This is a genomic window from Chamaesiphon sp. VAR_48_metabat_135_sub, from assembly GCF_031418915.1.
Lineage (GTDB): Bacteria > Cyanobacteriota > Cyanobacteriia > Cyanobacteriales > Chamaesiphonaceae > Chamaesiphon.
The window spans coordinates 1-21253 of the sequence record NZ_JANOJV010000095.1 but is presented as its reverse complement, the minus strand read 5'-3'; the positions used below and the strand labels follow the sequence as shown (position 1 = coordinate 21253).

Sequence of the window (21253 nt, the reverse complement as noted above, 5' to 3'; positions counted from 1 at the left end):
AGTAACTCGATCAGATTTATATGATTTTTTGGAATTATCTATAAAAATTATATAAACCTGGTCAATTTTTTTGATAGGAAACAGATCGAAATTGGGTATTTTAAGATCGATAGCAAATATTGTCTTATTTTATACTCAATAAGACTTAAAAATATAAAGCTATTAACACATAAAGCTTTTCAGCACTAGCTTCTAGCATCTGCGTAAATCTTGTTTACGCAAGGCTTGCTGTATATTTTGATCTTCTCATCATTCGCCATCGCGAAACGTCTGCAAAAGCAGAGGGTACTGTAGAGAATCGTCATTGAGCTGCTCTTAGTTAGGGCAAAAACTAGCTGCTGAAAACATGGTGATACAGTCTCTTCGCACAACTATCCATACAACCTCGATATCTTTTACCGTAAGGAACTATTCCGAATATGAAATTACAATCTTTAGCATTGATGGCAGGTATTACCATCAGCGGTATTGTTTCAAGTGGTGCTTTTGTTGCGGCACAGGCTGGCACACTCCTCACATCTGAAGTTGGCTACACTGGACTAGCTCTCAATCTGATTGATTACGCTAATGGGAGCGGAAATCGTCTCTTTACATTTGGTCCTGTACCTATTCGTGGGGGAATTACTTTTACTTCCAACGCCATTAACCCTCAGTCTCCAATGGGTTCTGCACTCGGACAAGGGTACTACGATTTGGGAGTGAATGCATACGACCCCAATGGCAATGGTTGGTTTGATGGGAATGCTGTCTACGCTGGACTCGACGCTGGACAGGGCTACATGACCTTTGCCTTTGCTGCGCCCGTCCAATCGTTTGGTGCTTTTGTAAATTACGCTCCTGGCTATGGTGACAACCCCACTATTAGTACATACGATATCAACAACAACTTGTTATCGAGCTTTGACTTATCAGTATTGGCACCAATTTCGTCACCAGGGCAACAAAATCACTTTGAATTTCGCGGTATTTCCGAAAACACTGCCTCGATTTACAGTTTCAGACTGGGTGGTTCCTATATCGTAGCAACAGGTAGTGCCAACGGATTGCCAATGGAAGTTCCCGAACCGTTTACAATCGTCGGCACACTCGTTGGTGGTAGTGCAGCATTACGCATGAGAAAAAAACTCAAATCTAGCACCAAAACCAAAGACTAATCAGATTTGTGGGTGCAGGATCTCGATCGAGATCCTTGTCCTTATCCCCAGCTCACACTAGCTTAGTGCCAATTTTCTCGATCGGCAATCCAACACCATACTCTCGTTATCGACGGGAGTGTGGATCTTACTTGTAGATAAGTTCGGTTAATTGTGGTATTAATCATAAAAATTGGGAACATTAAGATCGAACCAGTCTAATGTCCCAACTTTTGTCGATCGTGTTGTTCGCCCAGCGTAACGGCTGCAATCGTCATTCAGCTTACCCTGGGACAGAGACTGTCGGCTGAAAGAACCTAGTTGTGCGGTACATCAACACAACCAAATTAATCAACCTCGATATCTTTTACAGTAAGGACTCCGAACATGAAATTACAATCTTTGGCATTGATGACAGGTATTGCTGTCAGCGGTATTGTTACTAGTGGTGCTTTTGCTCCAGCTCAGGCCGTTGGTGTGCTACTCACATCTGAAGTTGGCTACACTGGCCCAGCTCTCGATCTAAGTGCTTACGCTAATGGAAGCTACAATTTTACAGTTGGTCCGAAATCTATTCCTGGGGGGATTACCTTCACCTCAACCGTCAACCTCGCGGATACCCAGTCTGGATTCGGCTCTGTGCTCGGACAAGGGGCATATAATTTAGATGCGAATGGTAATTTTGACGCAAGTCGTGTCTACGCTGGACTTGATGCGGCAAAAGGCTACATGACCTTCTCCTTCGCTGCCCCCGTTCAATCGTTTGGTGCATTTCTAAATTATGCTCCTGGTTATGGTGTAAACCCCCTTCCTGGCATCGATCCTGGTGATAACCCCACTATTAGTACTTACGACATCAACAACAACTTGTTATCGAGCTTTGACTTGTCAGTATTTGCACCAATCTCGACACCTGGTGGAGTAAATCAGTTTGCATTCCGTGGTATTTCTGAACTAACTGCTTCCATCGCCAGCTTCCGACTGGGTGGTTCGTATATCTTGGCCACAGGTACTGCAAACGGAGCTGTACCCGTACCTGCAACAGACGTTCCCGAACCTTTCACCATTATCGGCACACTCGTTGGCGGTAGCGCAGCATTACGCATGAGAAAAAAACTCAAATCTAGCAACAACTAGATTTTTCTAAGAGGGTGTTTGAAAAGTTAAATTTGCTACGCCTAAATCCTAGCAAATCTCCTTAGTCCCCCTTTTTAAGGCTACGGTGTACAAGTCTGTTGGACTTCGTTGCTGATAGTGCTCTACCCCCCAACTCCCCTTATAAAGGCAGGGCGGATTAGTTGTCAGCGGACAATATTTGAAACCCTAGTTCTTAGTCATCAACCGTCTCGCTAAAGTGCGGGCTACTAGCAAAAGTCCACTTAAGTACTGGGCGGGTCCCCCGCCCAGTACTTAATTATGCTAGCCCGTGATTTATCTACGGGTGGGTAAAGACTAAGTACCAAGATTATAGATTTTATTCCCTCACAATTAATCCACCCTGCCAACCCCTCTTATAAAGGAGGGAGGTGGTTTCACGCAAGAAAAGAAAAATGTCAAACCTCTAGTGCTTAGTCTCCAACCACCTGCGATTCAATTGCGGTGCTCATAGCTTAAAGTCCACTTAAGTGGACTTAATTCGGGTAGCCCGCGATTTAGCGGATGCAATCGCGCTGAGGTTTCCTCAGCGTGCGTTGCACCAAGATCTGCGGGCGGTTGATGACTAAGTACTGGTGCATAATAATTTTAGTTCCCTGTATGAAACCACCCTGCCCCCTTATAAAGGGGGGCTTTTCATGCGCCCTCCCTTTTCTAAGGGGAGGGTTGGGGTGGGGTCACGGGACTACGCAGCAACTCCAATAACTTGTGTTTTAACTTTCAACTAATTTAATGCTTACCTTCCTGCTTTGCTTTGATGATGTGAAAAATAGATGGAGCAAGCGAGATAAACATGATGCCCAGGACAATCGGAATTAAATATTGGTCGATCTTGTCTTCAGGAATAATTTCACCTAGAAAATAGCCTAGACATGTTAAGCCTACGCCCCAGACAAATCCACCGACAACATTGTACGACATAAACGTCTTGTACCGCATTGCGGCAATTCCCGCCACAATTGGAGCAAAAGTACGGACAAATGGCATAAATCTAGCTAAGATAATTGCAGTTTTTCCTTGCTTATCAAAAAATGATTCCGCAGCCATCAGATGTTTTTTCTTAAAAAACTTGGAATCCTCTTTATCGAATAATTTACGACCGAATCTTTTGCCTGTATAGTAGCCAACACTATCGCCTAAAACAGCAAACACAAAACAACCAAATGCCATCACGCGGATATCTAGTGCGATGTTGGGCAATGAACACACAAAGCCAGCAACAAATAATAAACTATCCCCAGGTAATAGGAATCCAACTAATAATCCTGACTCGGCAAAAACAATACTCCACACCAGTGGATAGCCAAAAGTCTGAATTAATGTGCGTAGATCGAAATGCATAATTAGAGGGGGGAGCGGGGAAAGAGTGTACTCCACAATTCAGCGAAGTGCTGTAGAAACCAATCGATCGAGGTGAGGATCGTCGAAAAAGTCGAGAGCTAAAATCGAGAATCAACAGTTCTAGCTTTTTATTATATGAACTAACTACATCAGTCTTGAAGAAATTTACTCAAAGTGTGGCAGTTTTAACGATGAGCTTGCGCCAATTGTCCCACCAAGGCGATCGTCGCACTACCTAGAATCAGCCAGATGACATTAATTCGCCATCGCCACAGTAGCAGAAAACTGATAATGCCGATCGCTATCGATTGCCAGTCTATTAGCGTACTTATTCCCAATCGATAGGCAACTACCGCAATTGTTCCCCAAGCTCCAGCATTAACCCCATCCAACCAAGTTCTAAACCAGATCGATCGTTGCAGCTTAGGTGCCCAGTAGGTCAATAGGATGACGAAAACAAAGCTAGGTAAAAAAATGCCAATTGTTGCGGCGATCGCGCCTGCATGTCCAGCTAGGAGGTAGCCAATGAATGTAGCGGTGGTAAATAGCGGCCCTGGGGTAACTTGGCCGATGGCGATCGCATCGAGTAATTGCTTGGATGTTAGCCAGTGAGTTCGATCGACCAATTCTGGTTGGAGAAATGCCAGCAACACATAGCCACCGCCATAAATTGTCGCCCCAATTTTGAGAAAAATCGTCAAGACATCCACCCATGAGGGATGAGAGGCAACGACGGGAAAAATGGCTAATATGGGCAGTTCGATCCTTGGCAACCACAAGACAGGCAATCCCCTACCCCAGTCTCGCCAATTTTGGGACATCATGACCCCAAATCCAGCCAGTAACAGCGCGATTAACGTATTTAGATCGAAAAATACCAATGAACCGATCGAGACGATGCCAGCGATACCTGTGGGGATATTTTTAATTGCCGATCTACCTAATTTCCACACTGCCTGTATGGTTAATGCGACTACAACAGGCTGAATACTGGCAAATATGGCAATCGACGCAGGGATCTCTTGGACTCGATCGTACCCGATCGCCAGTAACCAGACAATCGCCATCGCGGGCACAATAAAACAGACACCACCAATAATTAAACCCCACCAACCCGATCGCAAATAACCGATATAAATCGCCAATTCTGTAGAACTCGGCCCCGGAATTAAATTAGTCAGTCCGACTAAATCCAAAAATTGCGCCTGACTAATCCACTGACGACGAGTGACAATTTCGGCTTCTAGCATCGCAATGTGCGCCGCTGGACCACCAAATCCGATCGTTCCCAGTTTCAAAAACACACCAGCCAATTCAGTTAAACGATGTTGGGCAATAGGCATATTCGGGAGTTGGGGAGTTGGGGAGTTGGGGAGTTGGGGAGTGGGAATGTGGGGGTGTGGGGGACGCTTTCAAACATTCACCATTCACCTTCCACCGCTTTCAACTTTCAACTAAAATTTGACATTCAGGGCAATAGTGTGTACCTCTGCCGCCTAGTCGAATTTTTACGATCGGGGTTTGACAGACTCGACAGGGTTCTTTGGTACGATTGTAAACCCACGCCATCCCACCGTAATTGCCATTGGTGCCCTGGACATTGAGATAATTGCTAAAAGTGGTGCCGCCTTGCTCGATCGAGGTTTGGAGGACGTTTATGGCAGACTCGCGCAATAATTTAATCTGGGATATTGTCAAATTACCAGCAGGCGTACTGGGGTGAATTTTGCTCATAAATAGAGCCTCGTCGGCGTAGATATTGCCCAATCCAGCTACTAAGGTTTGATCGAGGATGACGGTTTTGATGTTGCGCTGAGATTTTTGCAGTTTAGCTGTAAAGTACTCAAGACTAAAAGCTGGATCGAAAGGCTCTGGTCCTAATTTTCCCATTCCTGTCATCACCTGTTCCGGTTGTCTGCTGGGAGGAATCCACCACATTTGTCCAAATGTGCGCTGATCTACAAATCTAATTTCCCAATCTTTGCCCAGGAACAACCGCACGCGAGTGTGCTTATGCAGGTCTGTATGGCTCTCTACCCATAGCAATTGCCCTGTCATGCGTAAATGCACTCCCAACCAACCAGCAGCTTGCTGAGTGTCTGTAGAGACTAATTGAGCGAATAAATATTTGCCGCGCCGATGCCAAGTCTGAATCTTGGTATGTTGTAGCCCAAAGCTAAACTCATCCGGTGTATCGGGATGCGCGATCGATCTTGGTAATAATACTTCTGTGCCAGTAATCGCTCGATCGAGTGTATATCGATCTAAACCTCGACGAACTGTTTCAACTTCTGGTAATTCTGGCATTGGTAATTAGGCTGGTAACTAGGAAATGGGTTAGGATCTAGCTAACAAAAGATTAGTATAGATCGATCGCCCTCGCCTAGTCGCCAGTTCTGGTGTAGCTTACTTTTTGGCAGCTTTAGCCGCTGGCGCGGAGACTTCTACCAATTCGCTGACTGCAAAGTTATTAGTATTAACTCCACCAGCACTACCGCTGAAGCCACTATAATTAACTTTATCAAAACGCACAATTACGTTATATTTGATGCCGCTTTGGTCGATCGAGACGACGTTCCCGACATCTTGAAACCAGTAGGATTCTTTGCGAAGGACGCGAACTTTAGAACCACGTTGAAGTGCCATAATTACTGTTCCGGTTTGGAGTAATTGATTTTTAAAAAGGGTGCAGCCACAATTAGCCATACACGCTTATTTTCTGCAAATTTCGCCATCTTTTAGACACAAGGTAACAAAGCTTAAACAAATCTAGGCTTTAGGCTCGATAGTTTTAGGCTTTAGGGAGTGGGGGTATGGGAGTAACGGAGTAAGAAACACCCCAACACCCCAACACCCACACACCCCACTCCCCCACTCCCCAACACCCCAACACCCCCACTCCGTGAACCCCATCTTCAACGCCGAACACCTTTTATTCACACCTGCATCACCAGATCGAGATGCGGTACCAACGATCTTTGCTTTTCCGAATACTTATACGGTTGGGATTACTAGCTTAGGATATCAGGTGGTGTGGGCTACTTTGGCGATGCGATCGGATCTGGAGGTTTCGCGACTATTTACTGATGCCCATGAATCTTTGCCTCGATCGCCTGAACTGGTAGGATTTTCACTATCTTGGGAATTAGATTATGTCAATATTCTCAATCTATTAGAGTTTCTAGAAGTTCCGATTCGTAGTAACAATCGCGGGGATAACGATCCACTGATATTCGGTGGTGGGCCAGTTCTCAGTGCGAATCCTGAGCCTTTCGCTGATTTTTTTGATGTGATTTTAGTCGGCGATGGAGAAGATTTACTTGGCAATTTTATTACAGCTTATCAACAAGTTCGCACAGCCGATCGAGTCACCAAGCTCAAACATCTTGCCCAAGTCCCTGGAATTTATATCCCTAGCTTATATCGGGTTGAATATGATGGGAATCTAATTACCAGTATTCTACCGATCGATAGTAATATCCCCCCAACTATTACCAAACAAACCTATCGCGGCAATACACTTTCTGTTTCTACCGTCGTTACAGAGAAAGCAGCATGGGAAAATATTTTCATGGTGGAAATCGTCCGTAGTTGCCCAGAAATGTGTCGATTTTGTTTGGCAAGCTATTTGACTTTACCATTTCGCGTCGCTAGTGTAGAAGAATCTTTGATTCCCGCGATCGATAATGGTTTAACGGTGACAAATCGCTTGGGTTTACTCGGCGCATCTGTTACCCAACATCCAGAATTCCCAGCATTACTAGAACATCTCGCTCAACCTAAGTATGATGATGTCCGATTGAGTGTATCTTCAGTTCGCACGAATACCGTCACCGTTCAATTAGCTGAAACTCTCTCAAGACGGGATAGTAAATCGCTAACGATCGCAGTCGAAAGTGGATCGGAAAAAATTAGGAAAATTGTCAATAAGAAGTTAGAGACTGATGAAATATTCCAAGCCGCCAGCAATGCTAAAGCAGGTGGGTTAAAAGGACTGAAGCTTTATGGAATGGTGGGAATTCCAGGTGAAGAAAATGACGACGTAGAAGAGACAGTTAAGATGCTGCGATCTCTGAAAAAAGCTGTTCCAGGCTTACGTCTAACTTTTGGTTGCAGTACGTTCGTTCCAAAAGCTCATACTCCATTTCAATGGTTTGGAGTGAATAAAGAAGCCGACAAAAGATTGAAATTACTCCAAAAAAAACTTACACCTAATGGCATTGAATTTCGTCCTGAAAGCTATAATTGGTCTGTAATTCAAGCGATAATTTCTAGAGGCGATCGACGATTGTCTCATTTACTCGAACTCACCCGAAATTATGGAGATTCGATCGGTAGTTTTCGGCGAGCATTTAAAGAGCTACGCGGTCAAGTTCCAGAGCTAAATTTCTACGTTCATCAAACTTGGGATCTCGATCTAGTGTTGCCCTGGCAGCACATTATTGGACCATTACCTCAGTCTACTTTAATCAAACACTTGGAATCAGCAACAGCACAGTTTTCATCTGACTAATTCGATCGATCTAAATACTATTTATTTACGCCTCTCAGTACTAGTTTATAAACTTTCCTGGAGACGATCTCAAATATCGATGAAATCAGTCTAGGTAATATACGGATACGCTTCACGAGTGTTGCTAGTACTGCAAAGTTCACCTACGCGGGATGAGATATATTAGTAATCATTCAGAAGAATTTTTTCTGTCGATCTTCCGACCAATTTCTTTGATATCATCCTGTAAATCATCGAGACTATCATAAAGTGCATTAGTCCGCTCTTGATGATCTCTATGACGATCGAGATTATCTAATCTCGACTCGCGAATAGTCCGACGCAATTCTTTAATTGCCTTACGTTCGCTGTCAATACTGGTGCTATTCGCTGCGATCGCTTTAGCATTAGATTCTATTAGTTTTCTGGTGGTAGATAATTCTTGCTCGAACCTGTCGTGAAATGTTGCCTGTGCCTTGATTTGGATACTAATTTCTTTGATCTGCTGAGTAAGATCGGCATTAATAGTTAATTGCCGATCCATATTAATTATTTGCTGCTCCATTAACCGCTCTAATCGATCGAGCCGATCTGAAGATTCATTATTTTCAGTCATAATAGTTAAGAATTAAAATAAATACAAATCAATCTGGATTAAATCTCCACTTATCGCCCTTAATTGAGCGCATCAGATTCTTTGGCACTGAATCATCTTGCGGTATGAAAACATGAGTATGAAATTGATTATCATCAACAAAGAGACGACCACACCCCGAACATTGATAGATAGTCCGACTATAATCAATTATGGTATCAGATACATTTGTCATTGTATCTTCTACTAATACATCTACATCGATTTTATTAGATGCAGCATATTCGATATTTGTTACTAGTTTTTTAATTTGTTCTTCTATTTTATCGCACAAATCGAAAGAATCTTGGTTGGCTGTAAATCTGGCTTTATAGCTAATAGCAGCTGAGTTGTCATAAATCACATAGCCGCACTCACAGAAGATTTTCATTTGGAATAGATTCCTATAACTCGGTCTATCTCGACTAACTAGAGAGGTAAGAAACCCGACTTTTTCTGAAAAAGTCGGGTTTCTGGTTGCTAGTTACCTGGAACTAGCAAGTTAAACATCCAAACGACGCTCGATCGCCGTTGCCCAAGTTTCAGTAATTGCCGCGATATCCAGATCGATTAATCCGGTTTCAGCAGTTACTTGAAAATGGTCATCAGCAGTGCCAACATTACCTAAATATTGCCAAGCATCAGTAATATGAGCATTTAAATAAGCCTCGAATTCAGCTTGATGACTAGGATCGATCGAGACGATAATTCTCGCGCCACCTTCACCAAATAACACCGTATCCCAACGATTATCGATAGCACCAATATTAATTGCTGCACCTTTATTGCCAGAGATACAACATTCAGCCAGAGCCACTGCTAAACCACCCTCGGCGGAGTCGTGAGCGGATTTAATCCAGCCTTGACGAATCCCATAACGACAGGCGGCTTGAACTTTGAGTTCGAGGTCAAAATTCACCGTTGGGGGCTGTCCTGCAACTGTCTGGTGCAGCATCGCTAAATATTCCGATGCCCCTAACGTCACTTCGGGGGATGTCTTCGCGGCTGTCGGGATACCCATCAGGTAGATTCGATCGCCTGTATTTTGCCAACCTTGACCACAGATTTTGGTAATATCATCGACGATTCCTACCATTCCGACGACGGGAGTAGGGTAAATCGGGACGGGCTTTCCGTCTGGATCGAAGGTTTCGTTATAGAGGGAGACGTTTCCACCTGTGACGGGGGTATCAAACGCGCTGCACGCTTCGGATAGACCCTTGCAGGCATTAGCGAGTTGCCAATAGCCGATCGGTTTTTCGGGGCTACCGAAGTTAAGATTGTCAGTCACAGCAACGGGTTCGGCTCCGACACAACTGAGGTTGCGGGCGGCTTCGGCGACGACCATTTTCGCGCCTTCGTAGGGGTTGAGGTAGACGTAACGGGGGTTGCAGTCTACGGTGGCGGCTACACCGAGGTTGGGGTTATTAATGATGGCTTTGCGACCTTGGATCGGCTCCAGGGGGCGGATGCGGATGACTGCGGCATCGCCGCCACCTGGGAGCATGACGGTGTTGTTTTGGACTTGGTGGTCGTATTGACGGTAGACCCAGCGTTTGGAGGCGATCGAAGGTGTATCTAATAGGGTCAACAGTACATCATTCCAACTGTGGGATTTGCCCTGAATTTCGATGCCTTGGGCGGTGGCTGGGGGGAGTTGGTCTGGTGTCCATGCCCAGGCTGTTTGGGCGTATGCTGGAGCTTCTGCCATCACTTCCCGCTTATAAATCGGGGTGTTGTCTGCCAGGGCGGTGGCGGGGACTTCAGCGGCGATCGATCCTTGCCATAGAATTCGCACGATTGGCTCCTCGATTACCTTACCAGCGACGACGGCGTGGAGTCCCCACCGCTCGAAGATGTCGATTAATTCCTGTTCGCGTCCTTTGTGAGCGACAAATAACATCCGTTCTTGGGATTCGGATAACAGGTACTCGTAAGGCACCATCCCAGGTTCGCGGGCGGGGACGAGATCGAGGTCGAATTCTACGCCGACACCACCTTTTGCGGACATTTCCGCGCAGGAACAGGTGATACCAGCGGCTCCCATGTCTTGAGCGGCGACGACTGCGCCAGTTTTGAAGGCTTCGAGACAGGCTTCGATTAGGGATTTTTCGAGGAAAGGATCGCCAACTTGGACGGCGGGGCGATTATCGATCGATTCGGCGGTCAGTTCAGCACTGGCGAAACTGGCTCCACCCATGCCATCGCGTCCAGTGGTGGAACCGACGTAGAGAACGGGATTACCGATACCTGACGCGCCGGATTTAACGATTGTATCGGTTTCCATCAAGCCCAACGCCATCGCATTGACCAAGGGATTTCCAGAGTAGGCGGGGTCAAAATAAACTTCGCCGCCAACGGTAGGAACACCGACGCAATTGTGGGTGATAATGCCGCCGCTGGTGACAAATAGGTGGGTACCATCGACTTCGACATCGTAGACATCGCAAGTTTCGACATTATGGGTAGCGATGCTTTGAATTTTCACCATTCCCATCGCGTTGACGGTTGCTACGCTGGCGGCGATCGTAGCAGCACCGCCGCCAACTTCGAGGCAGTTTGATTGCGTTTGGGTTGGAGCTAAATTTCTGAACCAATCGTGGCGGACTTCAATTTGCCATAATGCTGCGTAGTGAAATTCACGTCCTTTAATCTGTCCGACAGATGCGGGGCGATGGTGGACTTGAGGATTGATGCCTTGATTCTGCATCAATAGCAAGATTTGATCGAATAATTGACGACTGGAGGTAGAACAGAAAATTTTGTCCTGAGCTGCGCCGCTTGTGGGATTGGGGATTGTCGGATTATTCCGAATCAAACTCTTGAGTAATTCTTGCTGAAGTTCGGGACTCCAATCCCACATGAAATCGGGGATGCGTTTGTGGGTGGATTCATTCCCACATTTCCACACCTGCGTAAATAGATAGCCCAATAGCCAGGATGAAACGCAAACCGCCATCCCAGAAGTGCGCTGTTGCGAATTGGCCGGAATGCCCAGACTTTGGAGAATTTCGATCGCATCTGTAGCCGCAGCGGTTTCATTATGGCTAAAGTTAAAGAAAATCCGATAAACATTGCCCGACGGAGAGACATTCCCCGCAGAGACAAAATAGCCCAACAGACGAGCGAAAGCTGCGTTTGGTTGAATTAAAGCCGGAATCCAATCATCCTTGCCATGTTGCCCGATTTTGAGGTCAGCACGAGAGAAATTGAGGACTTGTTCTAGTCCCAAAAGTTGTTCGAGACTGAGGACTCGATCGAGTGGGAAGGTCTTAGTATTGAGGTAGTGGTTGCGTTTCTGAATTGATTGTTCAAATAATTCTAGGGTGGTGCGAATCAGATCTGTTGGTTGCCATGATGGTGGGAGGGCGATACAGAGATCTTTGTCGGCGTGCAGATTGAGATCAATTGCCTCAATCAGATCCAGCATCCGCGCCTGTCCCTGAACTTCTGGTAACTTCTGAAGAATCGGCAAATCGTCGCCCATGCGCAGGGTTTGGGCATAACGAATCCGCACTTTGTTCTCAGCCTCAATCCGCAACATCGGATGATCTGGTGTAACTGTCAGCGTGCGTCCGAGCGAAGTGCGAATATTAATCAGCGTATCAGTTTGACGCTTGAAAATCCGGCTGACTGGTTGCCAATTACTACGGTTGGTTTTAGGATCGATCGATAGAGTTTCAATTCCAGGCGCGAGTTCTAATGTATCCGCACCAGTGGGTAAATGAGTAGTGACAAAATTTCCGATCGTATCGAAGTGAATCCCCTGTATATTTCTCCAGACAAAGGTTTCAGTTCCAATTAGACAGTTACCATAGTGAGAAATCCCTGCGACAACACCTGTAAATAACCGCCGAGTTTTAGCATCCTTGAGATCGCCAAATCGGAGCGAATTGAGAATCGCAATGGGACGCGCACCCATTGTAAAAATATCTCGGAGAATACCACCGACACCAGTCGCCGCGCCTTGAAATGGTTCGACAGCCGAGGGATGATTGTGAGATTCAATTTTAAATGCAAGTTGAAGTCCATCGCCAAGATCGATTACGCCAGCATTCTCCCCAGGACCTACCAGCACCCGCTTTCCGGTAGTGGGAAATTGACTCAGCAGCGGACGGGAATTCTTGTAGCAACAGTGTTCCGACCACATCACCCCAAACATGCCTAATTCGGCTTTGTTGGGGTGTCTGCCGAGTCTTTGGACGATTTCCTCGTATTCGTTCGGTTTGATACCTTGAGCAGCGATTTCAGCAGGGGTGAAGGGGGATGTCATGGGTGGGTGTGAGGTTGGGTTATTCGTTAACGATCGGCGCGATGACAATACAGTATCGACTCGAATTAATCTCTAACATTATTCAACACAAGTTAAATAATTCTAGTATTAAACCGAATGTCGATCTTACAGGCTAAACGTCAAGCTGTATTTCATCTGCAAAACTCACTGTCTGAGTAAACTCAAATGGCCCAGCGATCGATCCCCAGACATGTTCGTCGGTTTCAATATCACGACCTCGATCGAGGCTAATTAGCTTCTGCGGCTCAATTTCAAAGCTATTGTCCAAATAAGTATCTTTGCCATTTCGCGTTACCTTACAGCCCTTTCCAGGTTCTACATAACCCTTGAAACTATTCCCATTCCATTCGGTAATCATCGTACAGCCTGGCATCTTAACGATTTTATCGCGAGTGAGTTGTTGGAACATTTCTGGCTTGCGTGCAGCTCCATGAAACTCAGCTTCAGGTTCGATATTATAATGCTCGATTTCAATCCGCTCGTTTACGATGACAAAGTTCAACACCCTCAATCGATAGGGATTGTGGAGCATAAAATCATAAGCCTGTTCGAGAAATAAACTCACTCCACCGAATAACTCATACGGTAGCGGACGCATACACACCCGAATGTGCGCGAAAAATGGCGGGTTTTCATATGCTTGCGCTTGATTGCTAAAATCTCCAGCCATCCAGCGTGCTAGGGTCGGAATATCTGTAGAATGAGTCATAATTAAGTTGAAAGCTTGCACTGAGCGTGGTCGTAACGTAGCGTCTGTCTTGTCTTGATTCGCTCAATCTGGAGGGAACCTCCAGAGCGCGAATCGCTGACTGAAACACATGCGCAAGGCATCCTCCGCGTGATTTCAGTCGCTCTGTCAGGAGAAGTGTTGAACGTTTAGTAGAACGAAGGTAAAGTCCAAAATCCGCATGAACAATTATGCTCCACCCGAATGGTTAAAAGGTATTAATGAATTTAATGCAGGAGAATATTATGCTTGTCATGATACTCTCGAAGCTTTGTGGATGGATTCGATCGATCCAGATAAAAAATTCTACCAAGGTGTGTTGCAAATTGCTGTTGCCTGCTATCATCTTCACAATCGCAACTGGCGAGGTGCCGTTACTTTACTGGGAGAAGGTATCGGCAGGTTGCCTTATTATCAACCAATCTATGCAGGTATCGATGTCGCTCGACTGATTCAAGACAGTAGCCATCTATTGCAGACACTACAATCGATCGGTACCGACGGGATCGGGGATTTTGTCGATCGATTACCCGAAGATCTCACCCTTTTACCAAAGGTGTACTTGCTCTAAATATAATTAAGTATTAGTATCTGATTTATGATTGACAGCCTCTGTCGATTCGAGTTGACTGGGCGTTTTCACCGCAGATTCAATCGCGTCTACCTCTTTCTTAAACTCAGACTGAAAATCATTCGAGGCTTCTTGGAACCCCTTAATGGCTTTACCTAGACTCTTACCGATTTCTGGTAATTTCTTGGGACCAAACACCAATAATACGACAACAGCGATCGCGATAGTTTCCGGCAAACCGATCCCAAAAAAGTTCATAATCTTATTCCTTACACTCGATCGGACAGTATAATCGTCAGTCCTATACCGTCATTGTATCCAAATTTACAGATATTTATGGCCCAGTGGCGATCGATCGGGTATGGGGTTAGAGTTAACCTCCTAAAGGTGCAAAGCATCGGAAGTTTCCTGCCGATCGATTGCATCCACTCCCCTCACCCAATCTCCAGTCACGTTTCTCCAGTGGAGAATTTATCCTATTTTCCGCCACTCCAGTCAACAGAAAAACTATCAAGAACGAGAGAGTTATTGTAGATTTGGAGGATGATTAATAAAAAGACCAGGAATAGTAGCATAAATACGCCCATTACTGGGGTAGTACCCCAACCAGGAACGACTTTACCATATTCAGCATTGAGAGGTCTGAGAATATCTCCTAATTTAGTACGTTGTGCCATGCGTCACCGATGATGTTATATAGATATTATATCTGGATGGTGGAACCATTCCACATCCTTAGTTTACCAAAGAAAATTCCAGTTTTCGACAACCGATCCCGTTCTGGTTTTTAGTGGGTGCTGCTATGTGTTAGCACAGCCTCTGCGAACATAGATCTGAAATCGATTGATATTAATTCTGAGATTTTGGTAAATTTTTGTAAAATTCAGTAACATTATAGGAGTAGTAATATCCCAAAGGTGAATCGATCGTGGAATCTGCAACAGTTCTTAGCATTACATTAGGTGCAATGGTAGTTCTCACAACTGCCTATGGTTTATATGTTTCTTTTGGTCCTCCAGCCAAACAATTATCAGATCCTTTTGACGATCATGAAGACTAGGTTTAGTTGAAAGTTGAAAGTGAATAACAATAGATGTGAGGTGGGCACTGTCTTGTCTCCCTAAACCGTCGGGTTTGCCGAGCGGGAGCTGCTGCCCACCATCTAGGTCTCAGATGTTTCTGAGTATTTTCCCTTAGGGACTTCCAAATAATTAATAATCTCAATCTCAATTAACCGATATTCTGATTGGCGGCTGTCTCGAAAATGCTGGAATGATTTTATTATTGGAAGTCTCTTACACCACTACAGGAGATTTAGCCATAAGGGGAAAACCTAGCTGTTCGCGTTGCGCTAGATAGAGATGAGCGACTTGTCTGGCTAAACCGCGTACTTTCCCAATGTACCGCGTTCGCTCGGTAACTGAAATTACGCCCCTGGCATCTAGCATATTAAAGGTATGGGAGCATTTGAGCACATAGTCCAAACTTGGCATCACCAATTCTCTGGCAATCAGTTGCTCTGCTTCCTGCTGATAGAGATTGAAGAGCGTAAATAATAGTTCGGGATTGGATGCTTCAAAATTATAGGTAGACTGCTCGATTTCCGACTGGAGATAGATATCGGCGTAGGTAATTGTATCATTCCATTGAATCTTGGCAAACGAGTCTACATCCTGAAGATACATACACAGTCGTTCCAAACCATAGGTAATCTCGATCGATACCGGACGACAATCAATCCCACCACACTGCTGGAAATAGGTAAATTGGGTCACTTCCATTCCATCTAGCCACACCTCCCAACCTACTCCCCACGCACCCATTGCGGCATCTTCCCAGTTGTCTTCTACAAATCGAATATCATGGTCTTCTGGTTTGATACCCACGGCACGGAGTGAGTCTATGTACACCTCCTGAATGTTGTCTGGCGAGGGTTTGATTAAGACTTGATATTGATAGTATTGCTGATAACGATTGGGATTTTGGCCATAACGTCCGTCGCCAGGACGACGACAGGGTTCGATATAAGCTACCGACCAAGGTTCGGGGCCGATCGATCTCAAGAAAGTATGATGGCTCTTGGTGGCGGCACCTTTTTCCGTATCGTATGATTGGACGATTGCGCAGCCTTGTGCGCTCCAAAATTGGTTCAGAGTAGCGACGACGGATTGAAAATTCATTTAAAAATTAAATACAGATGGAAGTGGTACTCTCAAGTTTATGGCTTTTTATGCCGTTCGGGGAGCGTACCGGAGGTAATCGTAAATCTGGAGTTACCGATTTGAGGGATGATGCCAGATTTTTGTGCGTCCCCCAATCCCCCTCCCCTTTTTAATAACGCAAGCTATTAGGGGTAATTCATTAATTACCCCTACTTTTCGATCGACAAATGAGACAATGGGGATTGCGATAACTCCGCTCCACTATTTTCGATTCACTATTCACTATCCACTATCGACTATTTACTATTCACCTGATATTTAAACATAAGTTTCGTTCCAATCTAAAAAAGATGGTATTTTAGATAGAGATAGTTAATAAACTTGCTCTAGTCAGTGTACTATGGAGATAAGTGCTAATAGCAACCTCCGATAACTAATTGCAGGTCTAGTTTAGCAAAACCGCAACGCCGGATAGCGTTAGATCCCCTAGGTTTAAATCTAAGTTAATGAGTAATAAGAAAAATATTGAGCCACTAGTTGGCGAAGAACTGCTCCAAAAAGTCAAAGACCTCGGCAGTACGAGCAAAGAAGATAAAGCACGTGAATGTGGCTACTTCACCGAAACAAAGAACGGTGTCGAGCGCGTTAACATGATGAAATTTTTGAACGCGATGATTGATGCTGAAGGCATCGAGCTAGATAGTAAAGCTGTTGGTAGCGGTCGTGGCGGTCGCAGTGCTAGCTACAAAATCACCGTCCAATCTAATAACAACTTATTGATTGGTGCTGCTTATACCAAGCAGATGGGCTTGAAGGAAGGCGATGTGTTTGAAATTTCCCTCGGACGCAAGCACATTCATCTCAAACAAATCGACAAAGATGGGGATGAATAGACCGAGGCGATCTATCCCCCAATTATCGGATGTATCTCGATAGCCTAGGATCTCCCTGGAGAGAATCATCAAGAGTAGAGAACGATCTTGAGATGATAACTTATCTAAAATATAGCTCCCCATCGGTTGCTTGAGTCATCATCTCGATCGATCTTTATTTCCGCACCTTGCTAGTAAATTTTAGACAGCGACTGTAGCCATCCGATATTTACTAGCTTTATCTATGTGTGGGAAAGTTTTACAGAATCTATTTCTTACATTATTGCTAGTTCCATGTCTCGGATCAAAGTTAGGCAACATGTTAATCCCCTAAGTATTATCTATCAACAGTCTCTAATTCCGCCCGATTGGTCGGTAATTTATGCTAATTTGTCTGCGCCGATTCATATCGATATTGGCTGTGCCGGGGGAAGATTTTTGCTACAATTGGCTGAGAAAAATCGAGAGTGGAACTATTTAGGGATTGAAATTCGCGAATCTCTCGTCGTCTATGCCAACCAAAAACGGGATGAAGTCAGCTCGAACAATCTGCACTATGTCTTTGGCAATATTAATACTTCCTTAGCTACGCTCCTCGCATCGCTCCCACCAGGAAAACTACAGCGCATCAGCATTCAGTATCCAGATCCCTGCTTCAAAACTAGACATGCCAAACGTCGTGTCGTTCAACCAGAATTAGTCAACGATATCGCCCGCTATTTACCCACTGGTGGCGAAATATTTTTACAATCGGATCTCGAATGGGTAGCCCAAGAAATGTGCGATCGATTTAGCGAAAATCCAGCCTTCTGTCGCACTCAAACCGACTGGCTAGAGCCAAATCCGCTAGGTATACCTACAGAACGAGAAATAGCCACCCTCAATAAAGGTTTACCCGTTCACAGAGCTATTTGGATTAGGGATTAGGGGTTCGGGATTAGGGGTTCGGGGTTCGGGGTTCGGGATTCGGGGTTAGGATTTTGGGACGATTGCGTCCTCCCATCTGTCCATTCACCATCCACCATCCACTACTTATACTTAAGATTGATGCAACTCCATTCCTGACGATTCCAGACTGTGCCAACTGTCCAGCCATTTTGTTCGAGCACATGAGAAACATCAGCTACTTGACTCGATAAAATCCCACTCAAAACTGCCCAACCTTTAGGTTTGACGAGTGCTGACATTGAAGGAGCTAGAATTATAATGATATCTGCTAAGATATTGCAAACAAAACCATCTACAGGTTCGGGAATCATCGACTGAAGTGTTTCGATACTGCCTAGATCGACAATTAATCTTTCTGGTGCGATGCCATTTAACTCGCGATTTTCGCCAGTTGCTTTGACTGCTAATGGGTCATTATCGACTGCATAAACCTGTCTAGCACCCAATAATAATGCTGCTGTAGAGAGAATACCAGAGCCACAACCGATGTCGGCAATTGTCAGATTTGTACCAGGTTGTAAGCGCATTTCGAGGGCTTCTAAGCACAATTGGGTGGTTGCATGAGTACCTGTCCCAAAGGCGACACCAGGATCGAGTTGGAGAGTGATTCGATCGGGATCTGTCGGCGTATCTAACCAAGCTGGATTAATTAATAATCGATCGCCGATCGGTTGTGGTTGCCAATGTTGCTTCCAACTACTCGACCAATCTTCTTCATCAATCAGATTACACTTAGTTGCTGGTAATTGACAACCAATTTCTCTAGCATCATCTTCCAATAGTAATGAGAGATCGGATACCGCTAATAGTTTGACTTGAACTTGGGGAATATAAGCAGAAATTAAAATCTTATCGCCTTGTTGTTGCGTAGACATCCCTTTGCACCCAAACTCGCTCAATCTCCAAAAGATATTTTCTTCTAGATCGGGTATGCAATCAATTTTAATTTCCCACCAGCTATTAGACATGATTCTATGTATCGACGTATAAATTAGGGGTTAGGGATTAGATCTTCTGCGGGTTGTTGGTAGGGGGAATGAAATCCTTACCGATCGATCGACGCTGAATTCAGACAGTAAACTGTGGCGATCGAACTATAATTCATCACCACAGTACCATAATGCGATCGGCTGTCGGCAAGATTGTTGTGAATCTAATTACTAACTATTACAGCACTTCCAGCAGCTATGAGATGTAGTCTAATCTCTGAAAGTTAGTCAGTGATAAGGTTAAGAATAAAAAATGTACCTCATGACAGCCGGAACTGCTGTAACGATCGAACATCAACTAGTTAGTGTGACAGTATAAGCATCACTAATCCCATTTACTTGTTTGATTTCTGCCAGAATTCCATCGGGTAATGGATCGTCGAGACTCAATACCATGACAGCATCACCACGCACGATTTTGCGTCCGACTTGCATACTGGCAATATTGACATTAAATTTACCCAAGAGAGAGCCAATAATCCCAATAATTCCAGGTACATCTTTATGCACGGTAAAGAGCATATTTTGAGTAGGTACCACGTTGACAGGGAAATCATCGACACTAATAATTCGCATCTCAGCATCACCGAGAACTGCACCTGTAACTGAATGTTGACCTAGAGAACCTTTGGCAACTAATTTGAGTGTAGCCGCATAATCGCGTACCGAAGCATCGCGAGTTTCGGAGACGTGAATTCCGCGTTCTTTGGCTTCAATTCCCGCGTTGACATAGTTCACCCGTTCCCGTAGTGCGGGAGATAATAAACCTTTGAGTGCGGCGGTAATAATGGGTTTGGTTTGTTGTTCGGCGAGATCGCCATATAAGCCAACTTGGAGATCGTTAATCCGTCCGCCAGCTAGTTGACTAACCATATTACCGATCGTTTCAGCGAGTTGGAGATATGGTTTTAGTTGCTGGAGCGCGTCGGGGTGTAGACCAGGAATATTTACAGCAGAGCGGGCTGGTAGCCCTAGCAACACGTCCCGAATCTGTTCGGCAACATCGATCGCCACATTTACCTGTGCTTCTGCTGTAGACGCGCCTAAGTGGGGCGTGAGGACGAGTTGTTTACCGATCGATCGTAATTCAGATTCGCCTAGTGGTTCGGTGGCAAATACATCGATCGCCGCACCTGCAATTGTACCATCGCGGAGCGCTGTAGCTAATGCGGTTTCATCGATAATTCCGCCCCGCGCACAGTTAATAATCCGCGCTTGGGGTTTCATTTTTGCCAATGTTTCGGCGTTAATCAGGTTAGCCGTTTCCGGCGTTTTGGGAATATGTAGAGTGATATAATCTGACTCACGGAAAATAGTATCCAAATCCACGAGCCTACAACCCAACTGTTCCGCACGTTCGGCGGAGATAAACGGATCGTATGCTAATAATTTCATCCCCATCGCTTTGGCGACGGTGGCGACATGGGAGCCAATTTTACCCAATCCGACGACACCAAGAGTTTTCTTATAAACTTCGGTACCAACAAATTGCTTGCGGTTCCACTGTCCGCTTTTCATCGATTGGTTAGCATCAGGGATGTAGCGAGCCATCGATAACATCATCGCCAGTGCGTGCTCGGCAGCCGCGATCGTGTTACCTTCAGGAGAATTGACTACGACGATTCCTTTGCGGGTAGCGGCGGGGACATCGACGTTATCTACCCCAACACCTGCACGTCCGATAATCTTGAGATTGCTAGCAGCTTCGATAATTTCTTTAGTGACACGGGTTTCCGATCGAATCATAATCGCATCGTAGTCGCCGATAATCCGCGCCAATTCTTCAGGCGGTAAGCCAATTTTAACATCTACTTGAGCGACTTGCGATAGGATATCAATCCCCGCTTGGTCGATGGGATCGGAAACAAGAACTTTAGACACGATCGGTTAAGGAGAATAAAGATTAGGGCAATAGCACATTTTAACTGGATTATC

At 45.1% G+C, this 21253-nt stretch carries 19 protein-coding genes and 3 pseudogenes; 7 read left to right on the top strand and 15 right to left on the bottom strand.

Features of this window, described 5'->3' with window-relative positions; translation table 11 throughout:
* Positions 1 to 419 precede the first annotated feature (419 nt).
* On the top strand, positions 420 to 1154 hold the full coding sequence (locus tag RMO55_RS07420) for a PEP-CTERM sorting domain-containing protein (RefSeq protein WP_310425434.1): 735 nt from the start codon (positions 420 to 422) through the stop codon (positions 1152 to 1154).
* Positions 1155 to 1520: 366 nt separating this feature from the next.
* Positions 1521 to 2270 (top strand): PEP-CTERM sorting domain-containing protein, encoded by a 750-nt coding sequence (locus tag RMO55_RS07415; RefSeq protein ID WP_310425432.1) that lies wholly within the window; start codon positions 1521 to 1523, stop codon positions 2268 to 2270.
* A gap of 747 nt (positions 2271 to 3017) precedes the next feature.
* Here RMO55_RS07415 and RMO55_RS07410 read toward each other — a convergent pair.
* From RMO55_RS07410 to RMO55_RS07395, 4 genes are all read right to left on the bottom strand, one after another.
* Entirely contained in the window at positions 3018 to 3629 is a 612-nt protein-coding gene (locus RMO55_RS07410; RefSeq protein WP_310425430.1) for a VTT domain-containing protein, read from the bottom strand.
* 185 nt (positions 3630 to 3814) lie between these two features.
* Positions 3815 to 4972, bottom strand: coding sequence for a chromate efflux transporter (gene chrA, locus RMO55_RS07405; protein ID WP_310425429.1), 1158 nt, complete (start codon positions 4970 to 4972; stop codon positions 3815 to 3817).
* Between the two features lie 100 nt (positions 4973 to 5072).
* Entirely contained in the window at positions 5073 to 5936 is an 864-nt protein-coding gene (locus RMO55_RS07400) for a DNA-formamidopyrimidine glycosylase (RefSeq protein WP_310425427.1), read from the bottom strand.
* 99 nt (positions 5937 to 6035) lie between these two features.
* Positions 6036 to 6275 (bottom strand): photosystem I reaction center subunit IV, encoded by a 240-nt coding sequence (locus tag RMO55_RS07395; protein WP_310425442.1) that lies wholly within the window; start codon positions 6273 to 6275, stop codon positions 6036 to 6038.
* A 256-nt stretch (positions 6276 to 6531) separates the two neighbouring features.
* On the opposite strand from RMO55_RS07395, the gene RMO55_RS07390 reads away from it, so the two are divergent.
* Complete coding sequence (locus tag RMO55_RS07390; RefSeq protein ID WP_396134209.1) at positions 6532 to 8142, top strand: B12-binding domain-containing radical SAM protein; 1611 nt, start codon at positions 6532 to 6534, stop codon at positions 8140 to 8142.
* A gap of 169 nt (positions 8143 to 8311) precedes the next feature.
* Here the strand turns inward: RMO55_RS07390 and RMO55_RS07385 are convergent, their stop codons facing one another.
* The 6 genes and pseudogenes from RMO55_RS07385 to RMO55_RS07370 form a co-directional block, all read right to left on the bottom strand.
* Positions 8312 to 8737 carry a hypothetical protein gene (locus tag RMO55_RS07385; RefSeq protein ID WP_310425425.1) on the bottom strand — a complete coding sequence of 142 codons (426 nt, stop codon included), beginning with the start codon at positions 8735 to 8737 and terminating at the stop codon, positions 8312 to 8314.
* A gap of 28 nt (positions 8738 to 8765) precedes the next feature.
* Positions 8766 to 9146, bottom strand: a complete 381-nt coding sequence (locus tag RMO55_RS07380) for a hypothetical protein (RefSeq protein WP_310425423.1) — start codon at positions 9144 to 9146, stop codon at positions 8766 to 8768.
* Positions 9147 to 9257: 111 nt separating this feature from the next.
* A pseudogene (gene purL, locus RMO55_RS22200) lies at positions 9258 to 11135 on the bottom strand (phosphoribosylformylglycinamidine synthase subunit PurL); the annotation flags it as partial.
* Between the two features lie 27 nt (positions 11136 to 11162).
* Positions 11163 to 12503: pseudogene (locus RMO55_RS22195) on the bottom strand (intein-containing phosphoribosylformylglycinamidine synthase II); the annotation flags it as partial.
* 54 nt (positions 12504 to 12557) lie between these two features.
* Positions 12558 to 13028, bottom strand: a pseudogene (locus tag RMO55_RS22190) (AIR synthase related protein); the annotation flags it as partial.
* A 133-nt stretch (positions 13029 to 13161) separates the two neighbouring features.
* Positions 13162 to 13758, bottom strand: coding sequence for a chromophore lyase CpcT/CpeT (locus RMO55_RS07370; RefSeq protein ID WP_310425420.1), 597 nt, complete (start codon positions 13756 to 13758; stop codon positions 13162 to 13164).
* A 199-nt stretch (positions 13759 to 13957) separates the two neighbouring features.
* On the opposite strand from RMO55_RS07370, the gene RMO55_RS07365 reads away from it, so the two are divergent.
* On the top strand, positions 13958 to 14347 hold the full coding sequence (locus RMO55_RS07365) for a DUF309 domain-containing protein (protein WP_310425418.1): 390 nt from the start codon (positions 13958 to 13960) through the stop codon (positions 14345 to 14347).
* A 6-nt stretch (positions 14348 to 14353) separates the two neighbouring features.
* Here RMO55_RS07365 and RMO55_RS07360 read toward each other — a convergent pair whose 3' ends face one another.
* Positions 14354 to 14605 (bottom strand): TatA/E family twin arginine-targeting protein translocase, encoded by a 252-nt coding sequence (locus RMO55_RS07360; protein ID WP_310425416.1) that lies wholly within the window; start codon positions 14603 to 14605, stop codon positions 14354 to 14356.
* Positions 14606 to 14823: 218 nt separating this feature from the next.
* On the bottom strand, positions 14824 to 15024 hold the full coding sequence (psbH, locus tag RMO55_RS07355; protein WP_310425415.1) for a photosystem II reaction center phosphoprotein PsbH: 201 nt from the start codon (positions 15022 to 15024) through the stop codon (positions 14824 to 14826).
* A 251-nt stretch (positions 15025 to 15275) separates the two neighbouring features.
* Between psbH and psbN the strand changes: the two genes are divergently transcribed.
* Positions 15276 to 15407, top strand: coding sequence for a photosystem II reaction center protein PsbN (psbN, locus tag RMO55_RS07350; protein ID WP_310425414.1), 132 nt, complete (start codon positions 15276 to 15278; stop codon positions 15405 to 15407).
* Between the two features lie 235 nt (positions 15408 to 15642).
* On the opposite strand, the gene glyQ is transcribed toward psbN, so the two are convergent.
* Entirely contained in the window at positions 15643 to 16527 is an 885-nt protein-coding gene (gene glyQ / locus RMO55_RS07345; RefSeq protein WP_310425412.1) for a glycine--tRNA ligase subunit alpha, read from the bottom strand.
* Positions 16528 to 17015: 488 nt separating this feature from the next.
* Between glyQ and RMO55_RS07340 the strand changes: the two genes are divergently transcribed.
* The gene (locus RMO55_RS07340) at positions 17016 to 17402 is read left to right on the top strand and encodes an AbrB family transcriptional regulator (protein WP_310425411.1); all 387 of its coding nucleotides are present in this window, start codon (positions 17016 to 17018) and stop codon (positions 17400 to 17402) included.
* Positions 17403 to 17675: 273 nt separating this feature from the next.
* A complete protein-coding gene (gene trmB, locus RMO55_RS07335; protein WP_310425409.1) occupies positions 17676 to 18308 on the top strand; it encodes a tRNA (guanosine(46)-N7)-methyltransferase TrmB in 633 nt (210 codons plus the stop codon).
* Between the two features lie 101 nt (positions 18309 to 18409).
* Here the strand turns inward: trmB and prmA are convergent, their stop codons facing one another.
* Together prmA and serA are read right to left on the bottom strand one after the other, a co-directional pair.
* Positions 18410 to 19297, bottom strand: a complete 888-nt coding sequence (gene prmA, locus RMO55_RS07330; protein ID WP_310425408.1) for a 50S ribosomal protein L11 methyltransferase — start codon at positions 19295 to 19297, stop codon at positions 18410 to 18412.
* Between the two features lie 315 nt (positions 19298 to 19612).
* The gene (serA, locus tag RMO55_RS07325) at positions 19613 to 21199 is read right to left on the bottom strand and encodes a phosphoglycerate dehydrogenase (RefSeq protein WP_310425407.1); all 1587 of its coding nucleotides are present in this window, start codon (positions 21197 to 21199) and stop codon (positions 19613 to 19615) included.
* Positions 21200 to 21253 lie beyond the last annotated feature (54 nt).

Coding starts and splice junctions, on each gene's coding strand:
- RMO55_RS07420 (WP_310425434.1), top strand. CDS start 420: ATGAAATTACAATCTTTAGCATTGATGGCAGGTATTACCATCAGCGGT.
- RMO55_RS07415 (WP_310425432.1), top strand. CDS start 1,521: ATGAAATTACAATCTTTGGCATTGATGACAGGTATTGCTGTCAGCGGT.
- RMO55_RS07410 (WP_310425430.1), bottom strand. CDS start 3,629: ATGCATTTCGATCTACGCACATTAATTCAGACTTTTGGCTATCCACTG.
- chrA (WP_310425429.1), bottom strand. CDS start 4,972: ATGCCTATTGCCCAACATCGTTTAACTGAATTGGCTGGTGTGTTTTTG.
- RMO55_RS07400 (WP_310425427.1), bottom strand. CDS start 5,936: ATGCCAGAATTACCAGAAGTTGAAACAGTTCGTCGAGGTTTAGATCGA.
- RMO55_RS07395 (WP_310425442.1), bottom strand. CDS start 6,275: ATGGCACTTCAACGTGGTTCTAAAGTTCGCGTCCTTCGCAAAGAATCC.
- RMO55_RS07385 (WP_310425425.1), bottom strand. CDS start 8,737: ATGACTGAAAATAATGAATCTTCAGATCGGCTCGATCGATTAGAGCGG.
- RMO55_RS07380 (WP_310425423.1), bottom strand. CDS start 9,146: ATGAAAATCTTCTGTGAGTGCGGCTATGTGATTTATGACAACTCAGCT.
- RMO55_RS07370 (WP_310425420.1), bottom strand. CDS start 13,758: ATGACTCATTCTACAGATATTCCGACCCTAGCACGCTGGATGGCTGGA.
- RMO55_RS07365 (WP_310425418.1), top strand. CDS start 13,958: ATGAACAATTATGCTCCACCCGAATGGTTAAAAGGTATTAATGAATTT.
- RMO55_RS07360 (WP_310425416.1), bottom strand. CDS start 14,605: ATGAACTTTTTTGGGATCGGTTTGCCGGAAACTATCGCGATCGCTGTT.
- psbH (WP_310425415.1), bottom strand. CDS start 15,024: ATGGCACAACGTACTAAATTAGGAGATATTCTCAGACCTCTCAATGCT.
- glyQ (WP_310425412.1), bottom strand. CDS start 16,527: ATGAATTTTCAATCCGTCGTCGCTACTCTGAACCAATTTTGGAGCGCA.
- RMO55_RS07340 (WP_310425411.1), top strand. CDS start 17,016: ATGAGTAATAAGAAAAATATTGAGCCACTAGTTGGCGAAGAACTGCTC.
- trmB (WP_310425409.1), top strand. CDS start 17,676: ATGTCTCGGATCAAAGTTAGGCAACATGTTAATCCCCTAAGTATTATC.
- prmA (WP_310425408.1), bottom strand. CDS start 19,297: ATGTCTAATAGCTGGTGGGAAATTAAAATTGATTGCATACCCGATCTA.